Annotated in this window: 13 protein-coding genes; 5 read left to right on the top strand and 8 right to left on the bottom strand. The window is 62.4% G+C overall.

Translation table 11 applies throughout. The annotated features are described in order from the left end of the window. Positions 1 to 356 (top strand): tyrosine-type recombinase/integrase (locus IMCC21224_RS28905; protein ID WP_304413794.1); only part of this gene is annotated, 356 nt, incomplete at its 5' end. Here IMCC21224_RS28905 and IMCC21224_RS25485 read toward each other — a convergent pair. Genes IMCC21224_RS25485 through IMCC21224_RS25475 form a run of 3 tightly spaced genes read right to left on the bottom strand, consistent with a single transcriptional unit; the run spans position 314 to position 1673 of the window. Further along, on the bottom strand, positions 314 to 832 hold the full coding sequence (locus IMCC21224_RS25485; protein ID WP_047998339.1) for an SRPBCC family protein: 519 nt from the start codon (positions 830 to 832) through the stop codon (positions 314 to 316). The genes IMCC21224_RS28905 and IMCC21224_RS25485 overlap by 43 nt on opposite strands. Positions 833 to 867: 35 nt before the next feature. Continuing rightward, a complete protein-coding gene (locus IMCC21224_RS25480) occupies positions 868 to 1335 on the bottom strand; it encodes an SRPBCC family protein (protein ID WP_047998338.1) in 468 nt (155 codons plus the stop codon). Beyond that, a complete protein-coding gene (locus tag IMCC21224_RS25475; RefSeq protein WP_047998337.1) occupies positions 1332 to 1673 on the bottom strand; it encodes a helix-turn-helix transcriptional regulator in 342 nt (113 codons plus the stop codon). The genes IMCC21224_RS25480 and IMCC21224_RS25475 overlap by 4 nt, the downstream gene beginning before the upstream one ends. 236 nt (positions 1674 to 1909) lie before the next feature. On the opposite strand from IMCC21224_RS25475, the gene IMCC21224_RS25470 reads away from it, so the two are divergent. From IMCC21224_RS25470 to IMCC21224_RS25460, 3 genes are read left to right on the top strand one after another with little or no spacing between them, the layout of a single operon-like run. Continuing rightward, positions 1910 to 2923, top strand: coding sequence for an NAD-dependent epimerase/dehydratase family protein (locus IMCC21224_RS25470; protein WP_047998336.1), 1014 nt, complete (start codon positions 1910 to 1912; stop codon positions 2921 to 2923). 35 nt (positions 2924 to 2958) lie between these two features. Continuing rightward, positions 2959 to 4809: a sulfotransferase family protein gene (locus IMCC21224_RS26865; RefSeq protein WP_053079225.1), complete on the top strand. Its 1851-nt coding sequence runs from the start codon at positions 2959 to 2961 to the stop codon at positions 4807 to 4809. A gap of 41 nt (positions 4810 to 4850) precedes the next feature. Further along, complete coding sequence (locus IMCC21224_RS25460) at positions 4851 to 5819, top strand: hypothetical protein (RefSeq protein WP_047998335.1); 969 nt, start codon at positions 4851 to 4853, stop codon at positions 5817 to 5819. A 39-nt stretch (positions 5820 to 5858) separates the two neighbouring features. On the opposite strand, the gene IMCC21224_RS25455 is transcribed toward IMCC21224_RS25460, so the two are convergent. The 5 genes from IMCC21224_RS25455 to IMCC21224_RS26860 all read right to left on the bottom strand — a co-directional run bounded on the left by IMCC21224_RS25455 (position 5859) and on the right by IMCC21224_RS26860 (position 12728). Next, positions 5859 to 7094, bottom strand: a complete 1236-nt coding sequence (locus IMCC21224_RS25455; protein WP_231582235.1) for a type II secretion system F family protein — start codon at positions 7092 to 7094, stop codon at positions 5859 to 5861. Continuing rightward, the gene (locus IMCC21224_RS25450; protein ID WP_231582234.1) at positions 7091 to 8590 is read right to left on the bottom strand and encodes a GspE/PulE family protein; all 1500 of its coding nucleotides are present in this window, start codon (positions 8588 to 8590) and stop codon (positions 7091 to 7093) included. Before IMCC21224_RS25450 ends, IMCC21224_RS25455 begins: the two co-directional genes overlap by 4 nt. 1 nt (position 8591) lies before the next feature. Then, positions 8592 to 10550, bottom strand: coding sequence for a type II secretion system secretin GspD (gene gspD, locus IMCC21224_RS25445; RefSeq protein WP_082135470.1), 1959 nt, complete (start codon positions 10548 to 10550; stop codon positions 8592 to 8594). Positions 10551 to 10839: 289 nt separating this feature from the next. Then, positions 10840 to 12102: a SulP family inorganic anion transporter gene (locus IMCC21224_RS25440; protein ID WP_047998334.1), complete on the bottom strand. Its 1263-nt coding sequence runs from the start codon at positions 12100 to 12102 to the stop codon at positions 10840 to 10842. Positions 12103 to 12242: 140 nt separating this feature from the next. Continuing rightward, on the bottom strand, positions 12243 to 12728 hold the full coding sequence (locus tag IMCC21224_RS26860; RefSeq protein ID WP_156178439.1) for a hypothetical protein: 486 nt from the start codon (positions 12726 to 12728) through the stop codon (positions 12243 to 12245). A 120-nt stretch (positions 12729 to 12848) separates the two neighbouring features. On the opposite strand from IMCC21224_RS26860, the gene IMCC21224_RS25430 reads away from it, so the two are divergent. Continuing rightward, a complete protein-coding gene (locus IMCC21224_RS25430) occupies positions 12849 to 13373 on the top strand; it encodes a hypothetical protein (protein ID WP_047998333.1) in 525 nt (174 codons plus the stop codon). The last annotated feature ends 6 nt before the right edge of the window (positions 13374 to 13379 follow it).

Below are 13379 nucleotides of genomic sequence, written 5' to 3'. Positions count from 1 at the left end.
ACACGCTGCGCCACAGCTTCGCGACCCACCTGCTGGCAGCCAATATCGACGTGCGGGTCATCCAGGTACTGCTCGGCCACGCAAAGTTGAGCACCGCCGCGCGGTACCCTCGGCTGAACCGGATTGGAGTTTTCTCCATAGCACGCGCCCAGACCCCAGGGCTTCCTCCTAGTCATGTTTCCCAACGCGGGCCACAGTCGCAACAAGAGGAAAAGCCGCGCTCGGGCCCGCATCGAAAAACCTTAAACAAAGCCGGAGTTGGTATTGTCTGGACGAACGTCCGCTTACGTGGGGCGTGCGCAACGCACAACGGTCAGCCTTTGGCGGATGCGGCGTCGAAATTTTTGGCGACATAATCGGCGAGTTTTCCCAGCGTTTGCGCGCCAAATTCGACAGCACCAAACCCAATGACGATGGCGCGACGTTCTGGCGTCGGATGCATTTGACGTAAGGTGACAACGGTTTTGCCGTTATCCTGTTCATCGAAAGTAACTAGGAGCCGGAAGCAGTCAGGATCATTATCGTTGTCCGCGCCGTGGTTGGATTCTATCAACTCCGGTGCTTTGATGCGTAAAAACACCATTCGATTAGAGAAACGGGTTCCGTCCGGCGCAACCATATCAAATCGCCATAGGCCGCCCGTGCTAATGTCGATCTCATGTGTCTCGATACGGAACCCATCGGGTCCAAACCACTGCACAATATGCGCCGGATCAGTCCATGCTTGGAAAACAGTTTCGCGATCAGCGTCAACGACACGTGCAATGGCGATTTCCCGGTTCAAAGGCCACGATGCCCAGTCCGAGGTCTCTTGCTTGATGTGTCCAGTCATGGGATTTCCCTTTCTTCGCGTTTCATCCGCTGCACTCATTCAAGCGTTTTTGCATATTCTTCCAGCTGGGTTGCCACAGTTCCCCATCCATCGAAAAACCCCATCTCTTCATGAGTTTGGCGGGCGTCAGATGTGCGATGTCGTGCAGTTGCGGTGTAAGTGGTCCCGCCATTTCCATCGTCTTCAAACTCAATAATAGCGGTCATGAACGGATCGGCGGCGGGCTTCCAATCTTCACTGTAGGTATCGGTGAACACCAGACGCTTACCTTCCTCAACCTCAAGATAAACGCCTTCATTCACCATTTGATTGCCATCGACGTTCATGACGGTATTGAAGCGACCACCGACTCGCAGGTCGATTTCGCAATCGTCAACGGAATGCGGTTTGGGAACGAAGAAATTCTTGATGTGTTTAGGTGTGGTCCAGCACTCCCAAAGCAAAGAAACTGGCGCATTGATTGTGCGGGTGAAGGTCAGATCGGTTTTGGGATCGAGGTTCATTTTTTGCGTTCCTTCATCAAATTGGTGACGTAATCATCAAGGCGGTCGAGCCGCGCATCCCAGATCGCGCTTTGCTCGCTCAGCCAGTCTTTGGCGGGCGCAAAAGCATCGGGGGCAAGTTCGCAGGTTCGTGTTCGACCTTGCTTTTTCGATGTGACGAGGCCAGCCGATTCCAGCTTCTTCAAGTGCTCCATGAAGGACGGCAGCGCCATGTCATGCGGCTCGGCCAATTCGCTGACGCTCGCCTCGCCTTGCGCAAGGCGTTGCAGGATCAAGCGCCGCGTCGGATCGCCGAGAGCGGAAAAGCACTGATCGAGGTTGGGATCAAACTTAGACATCTCCCTAAGTAACATCACGCAAGAGCAGATGTCAATAATACTTAGGAAATATCCTAACTGATGGCATACAACCAAGAAGAGCAAACATTTGTCGCACTCACACCAAGGAGCAACATGGGCTCGCACCGGACACGTGAACGCCTGCCAGATATTCCTGAGGCCACCCCTCCCTTGTTCCTGACAGGCTGGGCGACTATCACCGGGCAAGGCCGAAATCTGGTCGCAACGGGGGCGTCATGCAGCGTATTTTTATCACCGGGACCGCCGGGTTTATCGGATTTCACCTCGCCCGGCTGTTGCTGGACGAAGGCCTGATCGTGGCGGGGTTCGACGGCATGACAGACTACTATGATGTCGCGCTCAAACAGCGCCGCCATCAGATCCTGCTGCAATCCCCCAACTTCACCGCAACCGAGGCCATGCTCGAAGATCGCGCGGCGCTGGACGATGCCATCGACGCCTTTGCGCCGGATGTGATCGTGCACCTCGCGGCGCAAGCCGGAGTGCGCTACAGCCTCGAAAACCCCCGCGCCTATATCGACGCCAATGTGGTGGGCAGCTTCAACGTGATCGAGGCGGCGCGGCGGCATGCCGTATCGCATCTGCTGATGGCCTCGACCTCGTCGGTGTATGGTGCGGAAACCGCCATGCCCTATATCGAGACGCAGAAGGCCGACAGCCAGCTGACGATCTACGCCGCCACCAAAAAGGCGACCGAGAGCATGGGCCACGCCTATGCGCATCTGTACGACCTGCCAACCACGATGTTTCGGTTTTTCACCGTCTACGGCCCCTGGGGACGCCCCGACATGGCGCTCTACAAATTTGTCGATGCCATCCTCGAAGGGCGCCCGATCGACATCTATAATCACGGCGAGATGTACCGTGACTTTACCTATGTCGATGATCTTGTGCGGGGCATCCGCCTGTTGATCGACGCTGTGCCGGTGCGCCCTGAGACACCTGACGATATTGCGCCGGGTGACAGCCTGTCTGCCGTTGCCCCCTGGCGGGTGGTGAATATCGGCAATTCCGACAAGGTCCGCTTGCTGGATTTTGTCGAGGCGATCGAGGATGTCCTGGGCGTGACAGCACAGCGCAACATGATGGAGATGCAGCCCGGCGACGTTCCGGCCACCTGGGCGGATGCGTCGCTGCTCAAGACGCTGACCGGATATTGCCCGCAGACCGATGTGCATGACGGGATTGCGCAGTTCATCAAATGGTATCGGGACTATTCGGGCAAATAGAGCCGGATCTTGTGCCAGGGATAAAAGGACAGACAATGGGCCAGCATGGCAAGATCGCAGTGGTCTATCACTACTTTGAAAAAACACCGGGCTACCGTGACAACCTGATCTACTTTCTGGCCCGGGGCTGGCAGCCGGATCTCGAATTTTTCATCGTGATCGCGGGGGAACACAGCGTCGATCTGCCCCAGCGTGACAATATTCGCTACATTCACACCGGCAATTTCGGCCATGATTTTGGCAGCTATGCCGGGCTTGCTGCCAGCGGTGCGCTGGATACCTATGACCGGCTGATCTTTGTCAATTGCACCGTGCGCGGCCCGTTTCTGCCGCACTACGCCGATCAAAGCTGGACCGTGCCCTTTCTGAATCAGCTGACGGGTGACGTGCATCTGTGCGGTGCGACGATCAACATCCTGCATGACAACCGCCCGGCGCATGCAGCCTATCGCGATCGGCATCCGAACGATCCCACGCCCTATTCGCATGTCCAAAGCTCGGCCCATGCGATGACCGGGGACTGCTTTGACCTGCTCAAGGCGCAGAACCTTTATGCCAATGCGCCTGGGCTGGACAAGAACGGCGCCGTGTCCGATTGCGAGCTGCGGATGAGCGCGCTGGTGCGTGGCAATGGCTGGAACATCTCGTGCTGGCTGCCACCTTATGGCGCGTTGGATTACCGTCAGCCGCACAGCGATATCAATCCGGCGACCCAGAACGGGCACCCGCAGACCAGAGGGGCCTATTTCGGCCTGACCCCGCATCCGTTCGAACTTGTCTTTCTCAAGACCGGGTGGAATCTGCTGCCGCTCAAAGAGCTTGAGTTTCACAGCCTCATGGGGTTGCAGTATCATCCGCGCGGCAGTCTGGACTGGTCCGGCGGGCGGGATCTGCGCGCCCGGCTGGCCCGCCGTATCGGCGGACCTCTTGGTGAGATGTCAGACCGGGATCAGGCCCGCAATGAAATCGCCAAAACAGAGCCGACTCTGACGGTGAGGGCCGCAAAGCCAACCAACCCACAGCAAAGCTGTCTCATGGTGCTGGGGATGCACCGGTCTGGTACCTCGGCGCTGGCGGGGGCGCTGACGCTGCTGGGGGCCACTCCGCCCGGCACCCAGATGGAGCCGCATTTCAGCAATCCCAAAGGGTTCTTTGAATCCATCCCGGTGCGCGATCTCAACGATGCGCTGCTGGCCTCTGCGGGCAGCAGCTGGAAGGACTGGCGCCCGATCGACCCGGACTGGTTCACCACACCCGAAGTGCGCGCCAAGCATGATGCCGCCATTAGGGTGCTGGACGGCGAATTCGGCACCACCGGACTTTTTGTGCTGAAAGATCCGCGGATCTGTCGCCTGTTGCCGTTCTGGCACGCCGTGCTGGAAAAGCGTGGCACCCGGCTTTTGCCGCTGCTGACCCATCGCAATCCACAAGAGGTGGCGGGGTCTCTGGCCAGCCGCTATCGCTTTGAACCGGCCTTTACCCACCTGCTCTGGTTGCGTCACACCCTCGAGGCCGAGGCGGCGTGTCGCGGATTGCCCCGCCATTTCACCAGCTATGACCGGCTGTTGGAGACCGCCCCCGCCGTGGTTGCCGGCATCGCCAAAACCTTTGGTCTGCCGCTGTACACCGACACGGCGGCACAGGACATGGAAGGGTTCCTGTCGGCCGGACTGCGCAACCATCGCACCACTGCGGGATCGGGGGCCGGACTGCTCGCCAGGTGGTATCGCGACAGCTACGCCATTTTCGAGCGCCTGGCGGCGGGTGTTGATGACGCCGCTGACCTGACCCGTCTGGATGCCATCCGGGCCGAATTCGACGACGCCGTTCCGGTATTTGCGCCGATCCTCACCAATGGCCGCAGGCCTGACCCAAAACCTCGCTAACCCGCGACAGGCGGCGCGACCAAAGACAGAGTATAGCGGCGATGACCCCACCACAGACCCTGGATGACCCCCACAATATCCGCCTGTTTCCCCGCGGGGCCGGGGCGGATGCATACCGGATCACCGGCATCGCGGCGCGCTGCGACTGGGTTGTCCTTAGTGATGGCAAGGCCCCCCGGATTCACCTGCATCGCAATGATGCGACCCCGGCACCACGGCATATCTTTCTGTCGCTGCGCGATCCGTTTCACGCATTGACCGAATTTGCCACACGGATCCTGCCCGACCTGAAGCAGCCATTTGTGCTGGTCTCAGGGTCCGAGGATGTGACCCTGCCACGGCAATGCGATCAGCGCTGGCGCGGCTATACTGCCATAGAACAGGGTCACATTCAGGCCATTCTGGACCATCCGCATCTGATCCGCTGGTTTGCCGAGAACCTGTCCGATGGCGCTGATCCCCGCTTTGCCTCCCTGCCCACCGGGATGGTCTTTCGCGATGGGCCGCCCGACACAGGCGTTCCCGTTGGCCCCTCTGTTCCCCTGCGGGACCGGCCATTGCGGATTCTGGTCGGCCATCGGGTACGCCCCGGTCCGCAATGGGATCTGCGCCGCCAGATCAGCGACCGCGCCCGCAGCGACTGGGGCGGGGTCTGCACCGTTCTGGACACCGAGGTGCCCGAGGCGGAATTCCTGTCCCTGATGCAGAGCCACGCCTTTGTTCTCTGCGCCGAGGGGGGTGGGTTTGATCCGTCACCGAAGGCCTGGCAGACGATGCTGCATGGGTCGATCCCGATCATCCGCGCCACAGCCACGGGCCGCGCCTACACACAACTGCCTGTGGCCTTTGTCGACACCTGGCACGAATGCGACCTCAGCACTGAGCGTCTGGCCCGCTGGCGCGATACCTTTGCCCCGGTCCAGGACGCCCCCGCATCGCGCACAGAGCTGATGAACCGTCTGGGCCTGGCCTATTGGTGGGACCAGATCGCGGCGCAGGCGCGCAGCTGACCTGCAGTCTGCGGTCGCCCGGGTGCGCGGGTTGCGGTGTCACCCCGCGACCACCGATTGCAGATCAAAGATCGGCAGCAGCACCGCCAGTACAATGGTCAGCACAAGCGCGCCCACCAGCATCATCAGCATCGGCTCCAGCAGTGCGGCGATGCGCTTGCGCTCAAGGCTCAGGCCATTTTCCACCAGCACGGCGGATCGTTCGGCCATGCGCGCCAGCTTGGCCGACATCTCGCCCGCGCTGACCAGTTGCCGCGCAACGGGTGGGATGAACGACAGCCGGTCCAGCGCCGTGGACAGGCTTTCGCCCTGGCGTACCGCCTCGGACACCGCCTGCGCCTCGCGCTGGAACCGCGCGACGCTCAGAACCTCGCCCGCAGAATCCACCGCCGACAGCACCGCATGGCGGCTGCCCAATACCAGCGCCAGCGTGCGCAGATATTGCACTGCGGATGATAACCGCATCAGCCGCCCCGCGACTGGCAGGCGCAACACCATTCGGTCGCGGGCATTGCGCAACACCGGCACCCGCCCGCTCGTGATGCCCAGCACCACCAATCCAGCGATCCCTGCACCGATCAGCAGCAGGTTGCCACGGATCCAGTCACTGATTCCCAGCACCACCCGGGTAATGTCAGGCAGCGGGCGGTCCGACAGTTCGAACATCGCCACGATTTCGGGGGCGACATTGACCATCAGGATACCGCAGACCAGCACCGCCACGGCAGCGACAAAACCCGGATAGACCAGCGCAGCCCCAATTTGTGCCCGGTCGTTGCCCTGGGTGTCCAGATAGTCCGCCAGTTCGGCCATGACAGTGCCGACATCGCCGGATCGTTCACCCGCGCGCAGGGCGGCGATATAGGCCCGCGCAAAGCCCGCCCCCGAGTGTTCCAGTGCATCCGACAGCGCCTGCCCTTCGAGCAGCGCCGCCCGCGCGCGCGCTGCCACAGCATCCATTGCAGGGCTGGCACCACCGGCACGCACGGCTTCCAGCGCGGCCTCCATCGGCAGTTCGGCCCCCAGCAGAACCGCCATCTGCCGGGTAAAGACCGCCTGAAGATCAGCATTCAGCCGGGTGCTGCGGGTCAGAAACCCGCCCCGGGCCCGCCCGCCCCCGGGTTTGCGACCTGCAGTCCCCCGGTCGGCCAGTTCCGATACAAACAGCCCCTTGGCGGCCAGCTCCTGCGCGGCATGGGCCTCGGTCTCGGCGACCACGGTGCCGGTGCGCCTGCGGCCGGTGTCAGTATATGCTGTGTAGCTATAGGCCTTCACGCCACGTCGCCCACCACGCGCAGCACCTCGGCCAATGCTGTGCGGCCCGCTGCCACCTCGGCCAACCCCTGCCCGGCCAGCGTCTCGCGCGCGCTCAGCGCCATCGGGCGCAGCTCGGTCTCGGGCAGGTTGCGGTCGATGGCGGCACGCAGTTCTTCGGTGACTTCCAGCATCTCAAAGATACCGACGCGGCCCGAATAGCCCGTGCCGTTGCAAGCCGGACAGCCCACCGCGTCATAGATCCGCAGCGGCAGTGGCAAGGCATGTTTGTCAAAAAACGCCGCCTCGGACACGCTGGGCGCATGCGGATGGCGGCATTCCGGGCAAAGCCTGCGCAACAACCGCTGCGCGATCACCCCCCGCAGAGTCGCGGCAATCAGGAAGTTATCAAGCCCGAGGTCGCGCAGCCGCACCACCGCGCCCACCGATCCGTTGGCGTGCAGGGACGAGAACACCAGATGCCCGGTCAGTGCCGCTTGCGCCGCGACACCGGCGGTTTCACCATCGCGGATCTCGCCCACCAGAATGACATCCGGGTCCTGGCGCAGGGTGGCGCGCAGACCGGCAGCAAAGGTCATCCCTATCTCGGCGTTGATCTGGGATTGGCTGACCCCTGGCAGGTCATATTCAATCGGATCTTCGACCGTGACGATATTGCGCTCTTCCCGATTGGCGAGCTTGAGCAGCGAATAAAGCGTTGTTGTCTTGCCCGATCCGGTCGGCCCGGTGGCGAGGATGATGCCGTTGGGCAGGCGCGACAGCCGTTCCAGCAACACGATCTGATCGGGCGACAGCCCCAGACCGTCCAGCGGCATCAGCCCCGCCTGCCGGTCGAGGATCCGTAAAACCACCCGTTCGCCGTAATTGCCGGGCAGCGAACTGACCCGCGTGTCGATCAGCCGGCCCCCCAGCCGCAGCGGGATGCGCCCGTCCTGCGGCAGGCGGGTTTCGGCGATATCCAGCCCCGCCATCACCTTGAGCCGTGAGACGATGCGTTTCACCGGCACGTCGGCGCGGTCCAGCACCGGCTGCAAAAATCCGTCGATCCGCATCCGGGCGCGCAGCCCCCCCTCATAAGGTTCCACATGCAGATCCGACGCACCCGCCAGCACCGCACGGCGCAGCAGCTGGTTGACCAGCTGGATCACCGGGGCATCCTCGGCCTCGTCCAGCAGATCGCGTTCGCGGTTGGGGCGGTTGGTGTCCTCAAGGTCGAACAGCAGCGTGTCATCATCCGCGCCCTCGTCGCCGGATTGATACAGCCGCGCCAGCGCCATCTCGAATCCCGGCGCGTCCTCCTGCGTGATCTCCAGCGTGTGGCCTGCCCGCCTGCGCGCCTCGCGCAGGCCAGTCAGGGTGGCACCGGGGCCCGCGATCAGCCGCGCACCCTCAATCGCCACCTGATTGTCGCGGGCAAAGGCAAAGGGCAGGCGCGCCAATACTGTGCCTGACACCGGATCGGTCGCCAGCCCCGCAGACGCCGGGACGGCGTCCAACTCAGCGACTGGCGGCACCGTTGAAGCGGAGCCGGGTCGGGAGGGGGGGAAAATTGCGGTCCTGGGCAACGTCATCAATGAATCCGGCATCAAAAGGTTGGTTCAGATCCGCCCCGTCGAACGGAAACGCCGCCGAGGGCGTGCGCGGGTATTGTTCCGCGTCCACCGGCTCAATGGCAAGGCTTGCCTTGCGCGCGGCGCTGGCGACTTCGCGGGTGAGTTTGGCGGCATCCTTGTCGTCGCGCACGATCCGGGGGCGCAGCATCACCAGCAGCACGCGCTGATCCTTTGAGCGGTTCTTGCCCCGGAACAACCCGCCCAGCACCGGCAGGTTCGACAGACCCGGCACCCGCTGGCTGACCGAACCAAAGCCATCTTCAAGCAGACCGCCCAGCATGATTACATTGCCGTCGCGCACCAGAACGGTTGTCGACAGGGCACGCCGCGCCGTGATCTCACCCCCCGACGAGGCCTGCGAATTGGTCAGGTTCGACACTTCCTGTTTGATCACCATCTTGACCGTGCCGTCGGCATTGATCTGCGGTGTGACGTTCAGGGTCAGGCCGACATCCTGCCGCTCAATCGTCTGGAACGGGTTTTCCGGCAGCGCGGTGTCGCCCACCGTGGCAAACGACCCGGTCACAAACGGCACGTTTTGTGCCACGACAATCTCGGCCTCCTGACTGTTCAGGGTCAGGATCGACGGGGTCGACAGCAGCCTTGTAGAGTTGGTCTGGGCAATCGCCGACAGGAACCCGGCAAAGCCACGCGTCCCCTGCCCCGGAACACCGCCGATCACGCCGCCACTGCCCACATCGACGGAATCGCCGTTCAGCACCGACGACACCAGACCAGTCAGACTGGGCCGCCCCTCAAGCGAAAACTGCACGCCACCCACCACCGCCTCGTTGACGATGGCGCCGAACTGGGCCGACAGGTCCGAGAACCCCTCGACCGACATCTCAAAGATCACCGCCTCGACCAACACCTGCGTGGGCCTGCGGTCGAGATGGCGGATCATCGCGACGATATCGCCCATGCGTTCCTGCGGCGCGGTGATCAGCAGCGAATTGGTCTGCGGCTCCGACACGATGCGGATGGTGTTGCCACTGTCCGGCGCGCCATCAACAGAAGCATTGGCAAAGCTGCGCAGAACCACATCCGACAGCGTCGCCGCATCGGCATAGTTCAGCTGCACCACGCTAGACGCCAGCGTGTTCTGCTGCGCATCAAGCCGCCCGGCCAGCGCCCGGACCTGAGAGCGCAGCCCCTCGGACCCCGACACGACCAATGCGTTTGAGCGCCGATCAACGGTGACACTGGCGCCTTCGGGGATCAGGTTCATCGACTGCACCACCTGCAGCACGTCCCCCGCATCGGCATTGCGCAGGCGCACCATTTCAATCGGCTCGGACTTGGGGGTGTCCAGCCGGTCGATCAGATCGGTGATCCGGCGCAGGTTTCCGACCCGGTCCGACAGGATCAGCATGCGGGTGCCCGGCACCACCGACACCACCGCCTCGGCGGGCAGCAGCGGGCGGATGACGTTGACCACCTCGTCGGGTGTCATGTTGCGGGTCTGGATCACCCGCGTCTCGTACCCCCCCGAACCGCCACCCCCCGGTGCCAGTTCGCGCGCGGTGTTCAGTGGCACGATCCGGTCTGCCTCGACCCCCTCGACAATGGTCAGGCGGTTCAGTTCCAGCACATTCAGGAACACCTCATAGAGGGCCGCGGGCGACATCGTGCCGGGGGCCAGTACCGTGACCGTGCCGCGCACCGTCGGATCCAGCACAAAATTGCGCCCTGTCGCCTCGGACACGATCTGCACAAAGCTGCGCAGATCCGCCTCGCGCAGATCCAGTGCCACCTGGGCGCGCCCAGTGCCTGGTGCCAGCATGGGCAGTGCCATCACCAGCATCAGGACCAAACAGACCCGCCGTGCCATACCAAAAATCATGCTCTGCTCTCTCACCACCCGCGCCCGGTTCCTGCCCCGTTTGTGGGGGTGTGGCCAGACGTCTTGCTCCGCTTTTGCGCCACTCTAGACCATTGTGGCGCAAATGGCATCTCTGTCGTGCCGCGATGCAAGGCTTTTCATGACCTGTGGTCTATTTGGCCCGGAGGTCATGGCGCACAGAGATCGATCAATCTGCCGCGCAGCGAATGCCAGCACAGAGCCCAAATTATCAGATGCTGCGGAGAGCGCCAAAGACAGCTTTCCCAAGATGAGCAGAGTATTTCGCAAACTAACGATCAGGTTCGGACCAATCGGACGGCGGCACATCGCGGCGCAGCATCCGCAAAGCCAGACCCAATATCACACCGACCCCAATTGCGACGGTCAGATCGGCTAGAACCGTCAGAACCAGAGTTAACATCAAAAGGACCACGTCGGATTTGCGCTCCGCCGCATAACTTCGCCACTTATGCGGCTCGCTCATGTTCCAAGCGGTCAAGATCAGCAACCCCGCCAAGGCTGGCATGGCCATGTATCCAACAAGCTTTGATGCCAAGAGCATGACGATCAGAATTGTCAGCGCATGGACCACTCCAGCCACCGGGGTCTTGCCACCAGCCCTGATGTTGGTCGCAGTTCGGGCAATCGCCCCAGTTGCAGGCATCCCGCCGAACAGAGATGATCCGATATTTGCAGCACCTTGCGCCAACAGCTCGGCATTTGGGCGGTGCCTACCGTCGATCATACGGTCGGCCACCATGGCAGACAGCAAAGATTCGACACCAGCAAGAAACGCGATTATCAGCGCAGAAGGCAGCAATTCGACGATCCTGTCGAAGCCTATTTCAGGCGTCGTGGGCCAAGGCAGGGTGTTGGGAAAATCGCCGAACCGCGATTGGATCGTATCCACCGGCAAATCGATCAATGAGGCGATGGCCGACGTGGCGGCAACAGCAACGATTAGTCCCGGAAGTTTTGGCGCAGCGCGGCGAAACAGCACGATCAAGAACATTGTAGCAAGGCCGATCAGCGCCGACGCTGCCGACAAAGTCGGACGCGCCGCCCAAAGCACTTCAATCTTCGCAAGAAACTCGGCTGGGACCGTGTCAACCGAGAGCCCAAGTAGGTCCTTGAGCTGACTTGTCGCAATGATGACGGCGATCCCGATTGTGAAGCCATTTATGACCGGTTCCGGTATCATTCGAATTAGGTTTCCGGCTCGGAAATAGCCCGCGACAAGCAGAATGAGCCCCGCTAGGAAGGTGGCCAGGACCAGGCCGTCGTATCCATGTTCCGCAACCACACCGAACACAACAACAATGAAGGCCCCGGTCGGGCCGCCGATCTGCACGCGACTGCCCCCCAGAAGCGAGATCAGGAAGCCTGCTACAATTGCCGTTATCAGACCTTTTGAAGGGTCGGCTCCAGATGCGATGGCAATGGCAAGACTGAGCGGCAAGGCCACCATGGCCACGGTCACGCCCGCTATTGCGTCTTGAACCAAGAGCACCCGTGTGTAGTCGGGCAGGATTGTGAGAATTTTAGGTTTCATGCTTAGACGTTAGGACGGTGTTGGCTTGCTGTCATTGCCAAAGCGGACAATCGAATTAATGACGCGAACGGCGGCTCTGTCCGCACAGCGAACACGGCACCTCGCCGATCCCCTTCCACTGAAAACAACTGCTTCGTCCCTTACTCGGCAAAGCCCAGCAGTTGCGGCTCGGCTCCCGGAGCGGTCACAGCCCAGAGGCCCTCTTCGTCGATCCGCGCGATGGTGTAGTCGGGGGTCAGCGCATCCCCCACCTTGAACAGTTGATCACCGGTCGGATGCGCCACGATGACCCAGCGGCTGGCGCCGTCGCTGACCATGCCACGCAGGGAAAACCCCAGGCTCGCCAGTGGCGGCGCACGCGGCGCGGGGGGCTGCGGTTCGGCCTGCGGCTCGGGCGGTTTGGGGGGCTGCGGTTCGGGGGGGCGCAACTCTCCGAACAGGGCGGGCCAGCGGCGTGGGGGGCTGGGGGGCTGTGGTTCGGCGCCTGCCGGGGTTGCGCTGGAGGCAGCGGCGCGCAACCCGCTCACCGAGGGCAGCGGATGTTGCCAGACCTGCCACAGCTCCTGCCCGGCCAGCGCCGTGGCGGCCAGGGCAAGCAGGCTGAAGACAACGGCGATCATCCGCATGGCAGATCCTTTGTGGCGCGGGGCGGGCAGTGCCGGAATGATACCAGCCTGAATAAGTAGACGCAAAACCGCGTTGATGCTAAAAGAAGGCATAAATACAAAAAAGCGGGCAGGCAGGCAATGCAACGATTTCATTCACTCCGTGCGGGGGTCCTTGCCCTTGCCACGCTGGCTTTGGTCAGTTGCGAACAGGGGGCGGTGTCCCCGGCTGACAGTTCGGGATTCCGCGCCCAGTATTTTGCCGCGCGCGACGCGCTGGAGGCGGGCAAATACGACCGCGCCAGCCGCACCTACCTGCGGCTGCTGACCCGCGCAGGCCCGCTCGAGCCGCGCATCCGTCTGGAATACGCCCATTCCCTGCTGCGCGGTGAAAAATACGCCGAGGCCGCGCGTGAGGCCCGGATACTGGCGCGCAGCCAGAACGGCACAGCACGCGCCGCGGCGCTGGCGGTGCAGGCCACTGCGGAGCACGAACTGGGTCTGGCGGCGATTGATGCGGGCGACCGCAACACCGGCCGGTCGCTGTTGCAGCAGGCCGACAGTGCGATCAGCGAGGTGCTGGGCAGCGATCCCGCGCTTGATCCGCTGGGTGCGCTGGCCGGACGGCAGGCCAGCATCCGGGTGCGGCTCAAATCGCAGGACTAAGACGGC

The organism is Puniceibacterium sp. IMCC21224, assembly GCF_001038505.1.
Classification (GTDB): Bacteria; Pseudomonadota; Alphaproteobacteria; order Rhodobacterales; family Rhodobacteraceae; genus Puniceibacterium.
The sequence above is the reverse complement of the archived record's forward strand: the minus strand, read 5'-3'. Positions and strand labels throughout refer to the sequence as shown.

Bases quoted from the DNA above. Each gene is read 5' to 3' on its own strand.
- IMCC21224_RS25485 (WP_047998339.1), bottom strand. From the start codon at position 832: ATGACTGGACACATCAAGCAAGAGACCTCGGACTGGGCATCGTGGCCT.
- IMCC21224_RS25480 (WP_047998338.1), bottom strand. From the start codon at position 1,335: ATGAACCTCGATCCCAAAACCGATCTGACCTTCACCCGCACAATCAAT.
- IMCC21224_RS25475 (WP_047998337.1), bottom strand. From the start codon at position 1,673: ATGTCTAAGTTTGATCCCAACCTCGATCAGTGCTTTTCCGCTCTCGGC.
- IMCC21224_RS25470 (WP_047998336.1), top strand. From the start codon at position 1,910: ATGCAGCGTATTTTTATCACCGGGACCGCCGGGTTTATCGGATTTCAC.
- IMCC21224_RS26865 (WP_053079225.1), top strand. From the start codon at position 2,959: ATGGGCCAGCATGGCAAGATCGCAGTGGTCTATCACTACTTTGAAAAA.
- IMCC21224_RS25460 (WP_047998335.1), top strand. From the start codon at position 4,851: ATGACCCCACCACAGACCCTGGATGACCCCCACAATATCCGCCTGTTT.
- gspD (WP_082135470.1), bottom strand. From the start codon at position 10,550: ATGATTTTTGGTATGGCACGGCGGGTCTGTTTGGTCCTGATGCTGGTG.
- IMCC21224_RS25440 (WP_047998334.1), bottom strand. From the start codon at position 12,102: ATGAAACCTAAAATTCTCACAATCCTGCCCGACTACACACGGGTGCTC.
- IMCC21224_RS26860 (WP_156178439.1), bottom strand. From the start codon at position 12,728: ATGCGGATGATCGCCGTTGTCTTCAGCCTGCTTGCCCTGGCCGCCACG.
- IMCC21224_RS25430 (WP_047998333.1), top strand. From the start codon at position 12,849: ATGCAACGATTTCATTCACTCCGTGCGGGGGTCCTTGCCCTTGCCACG.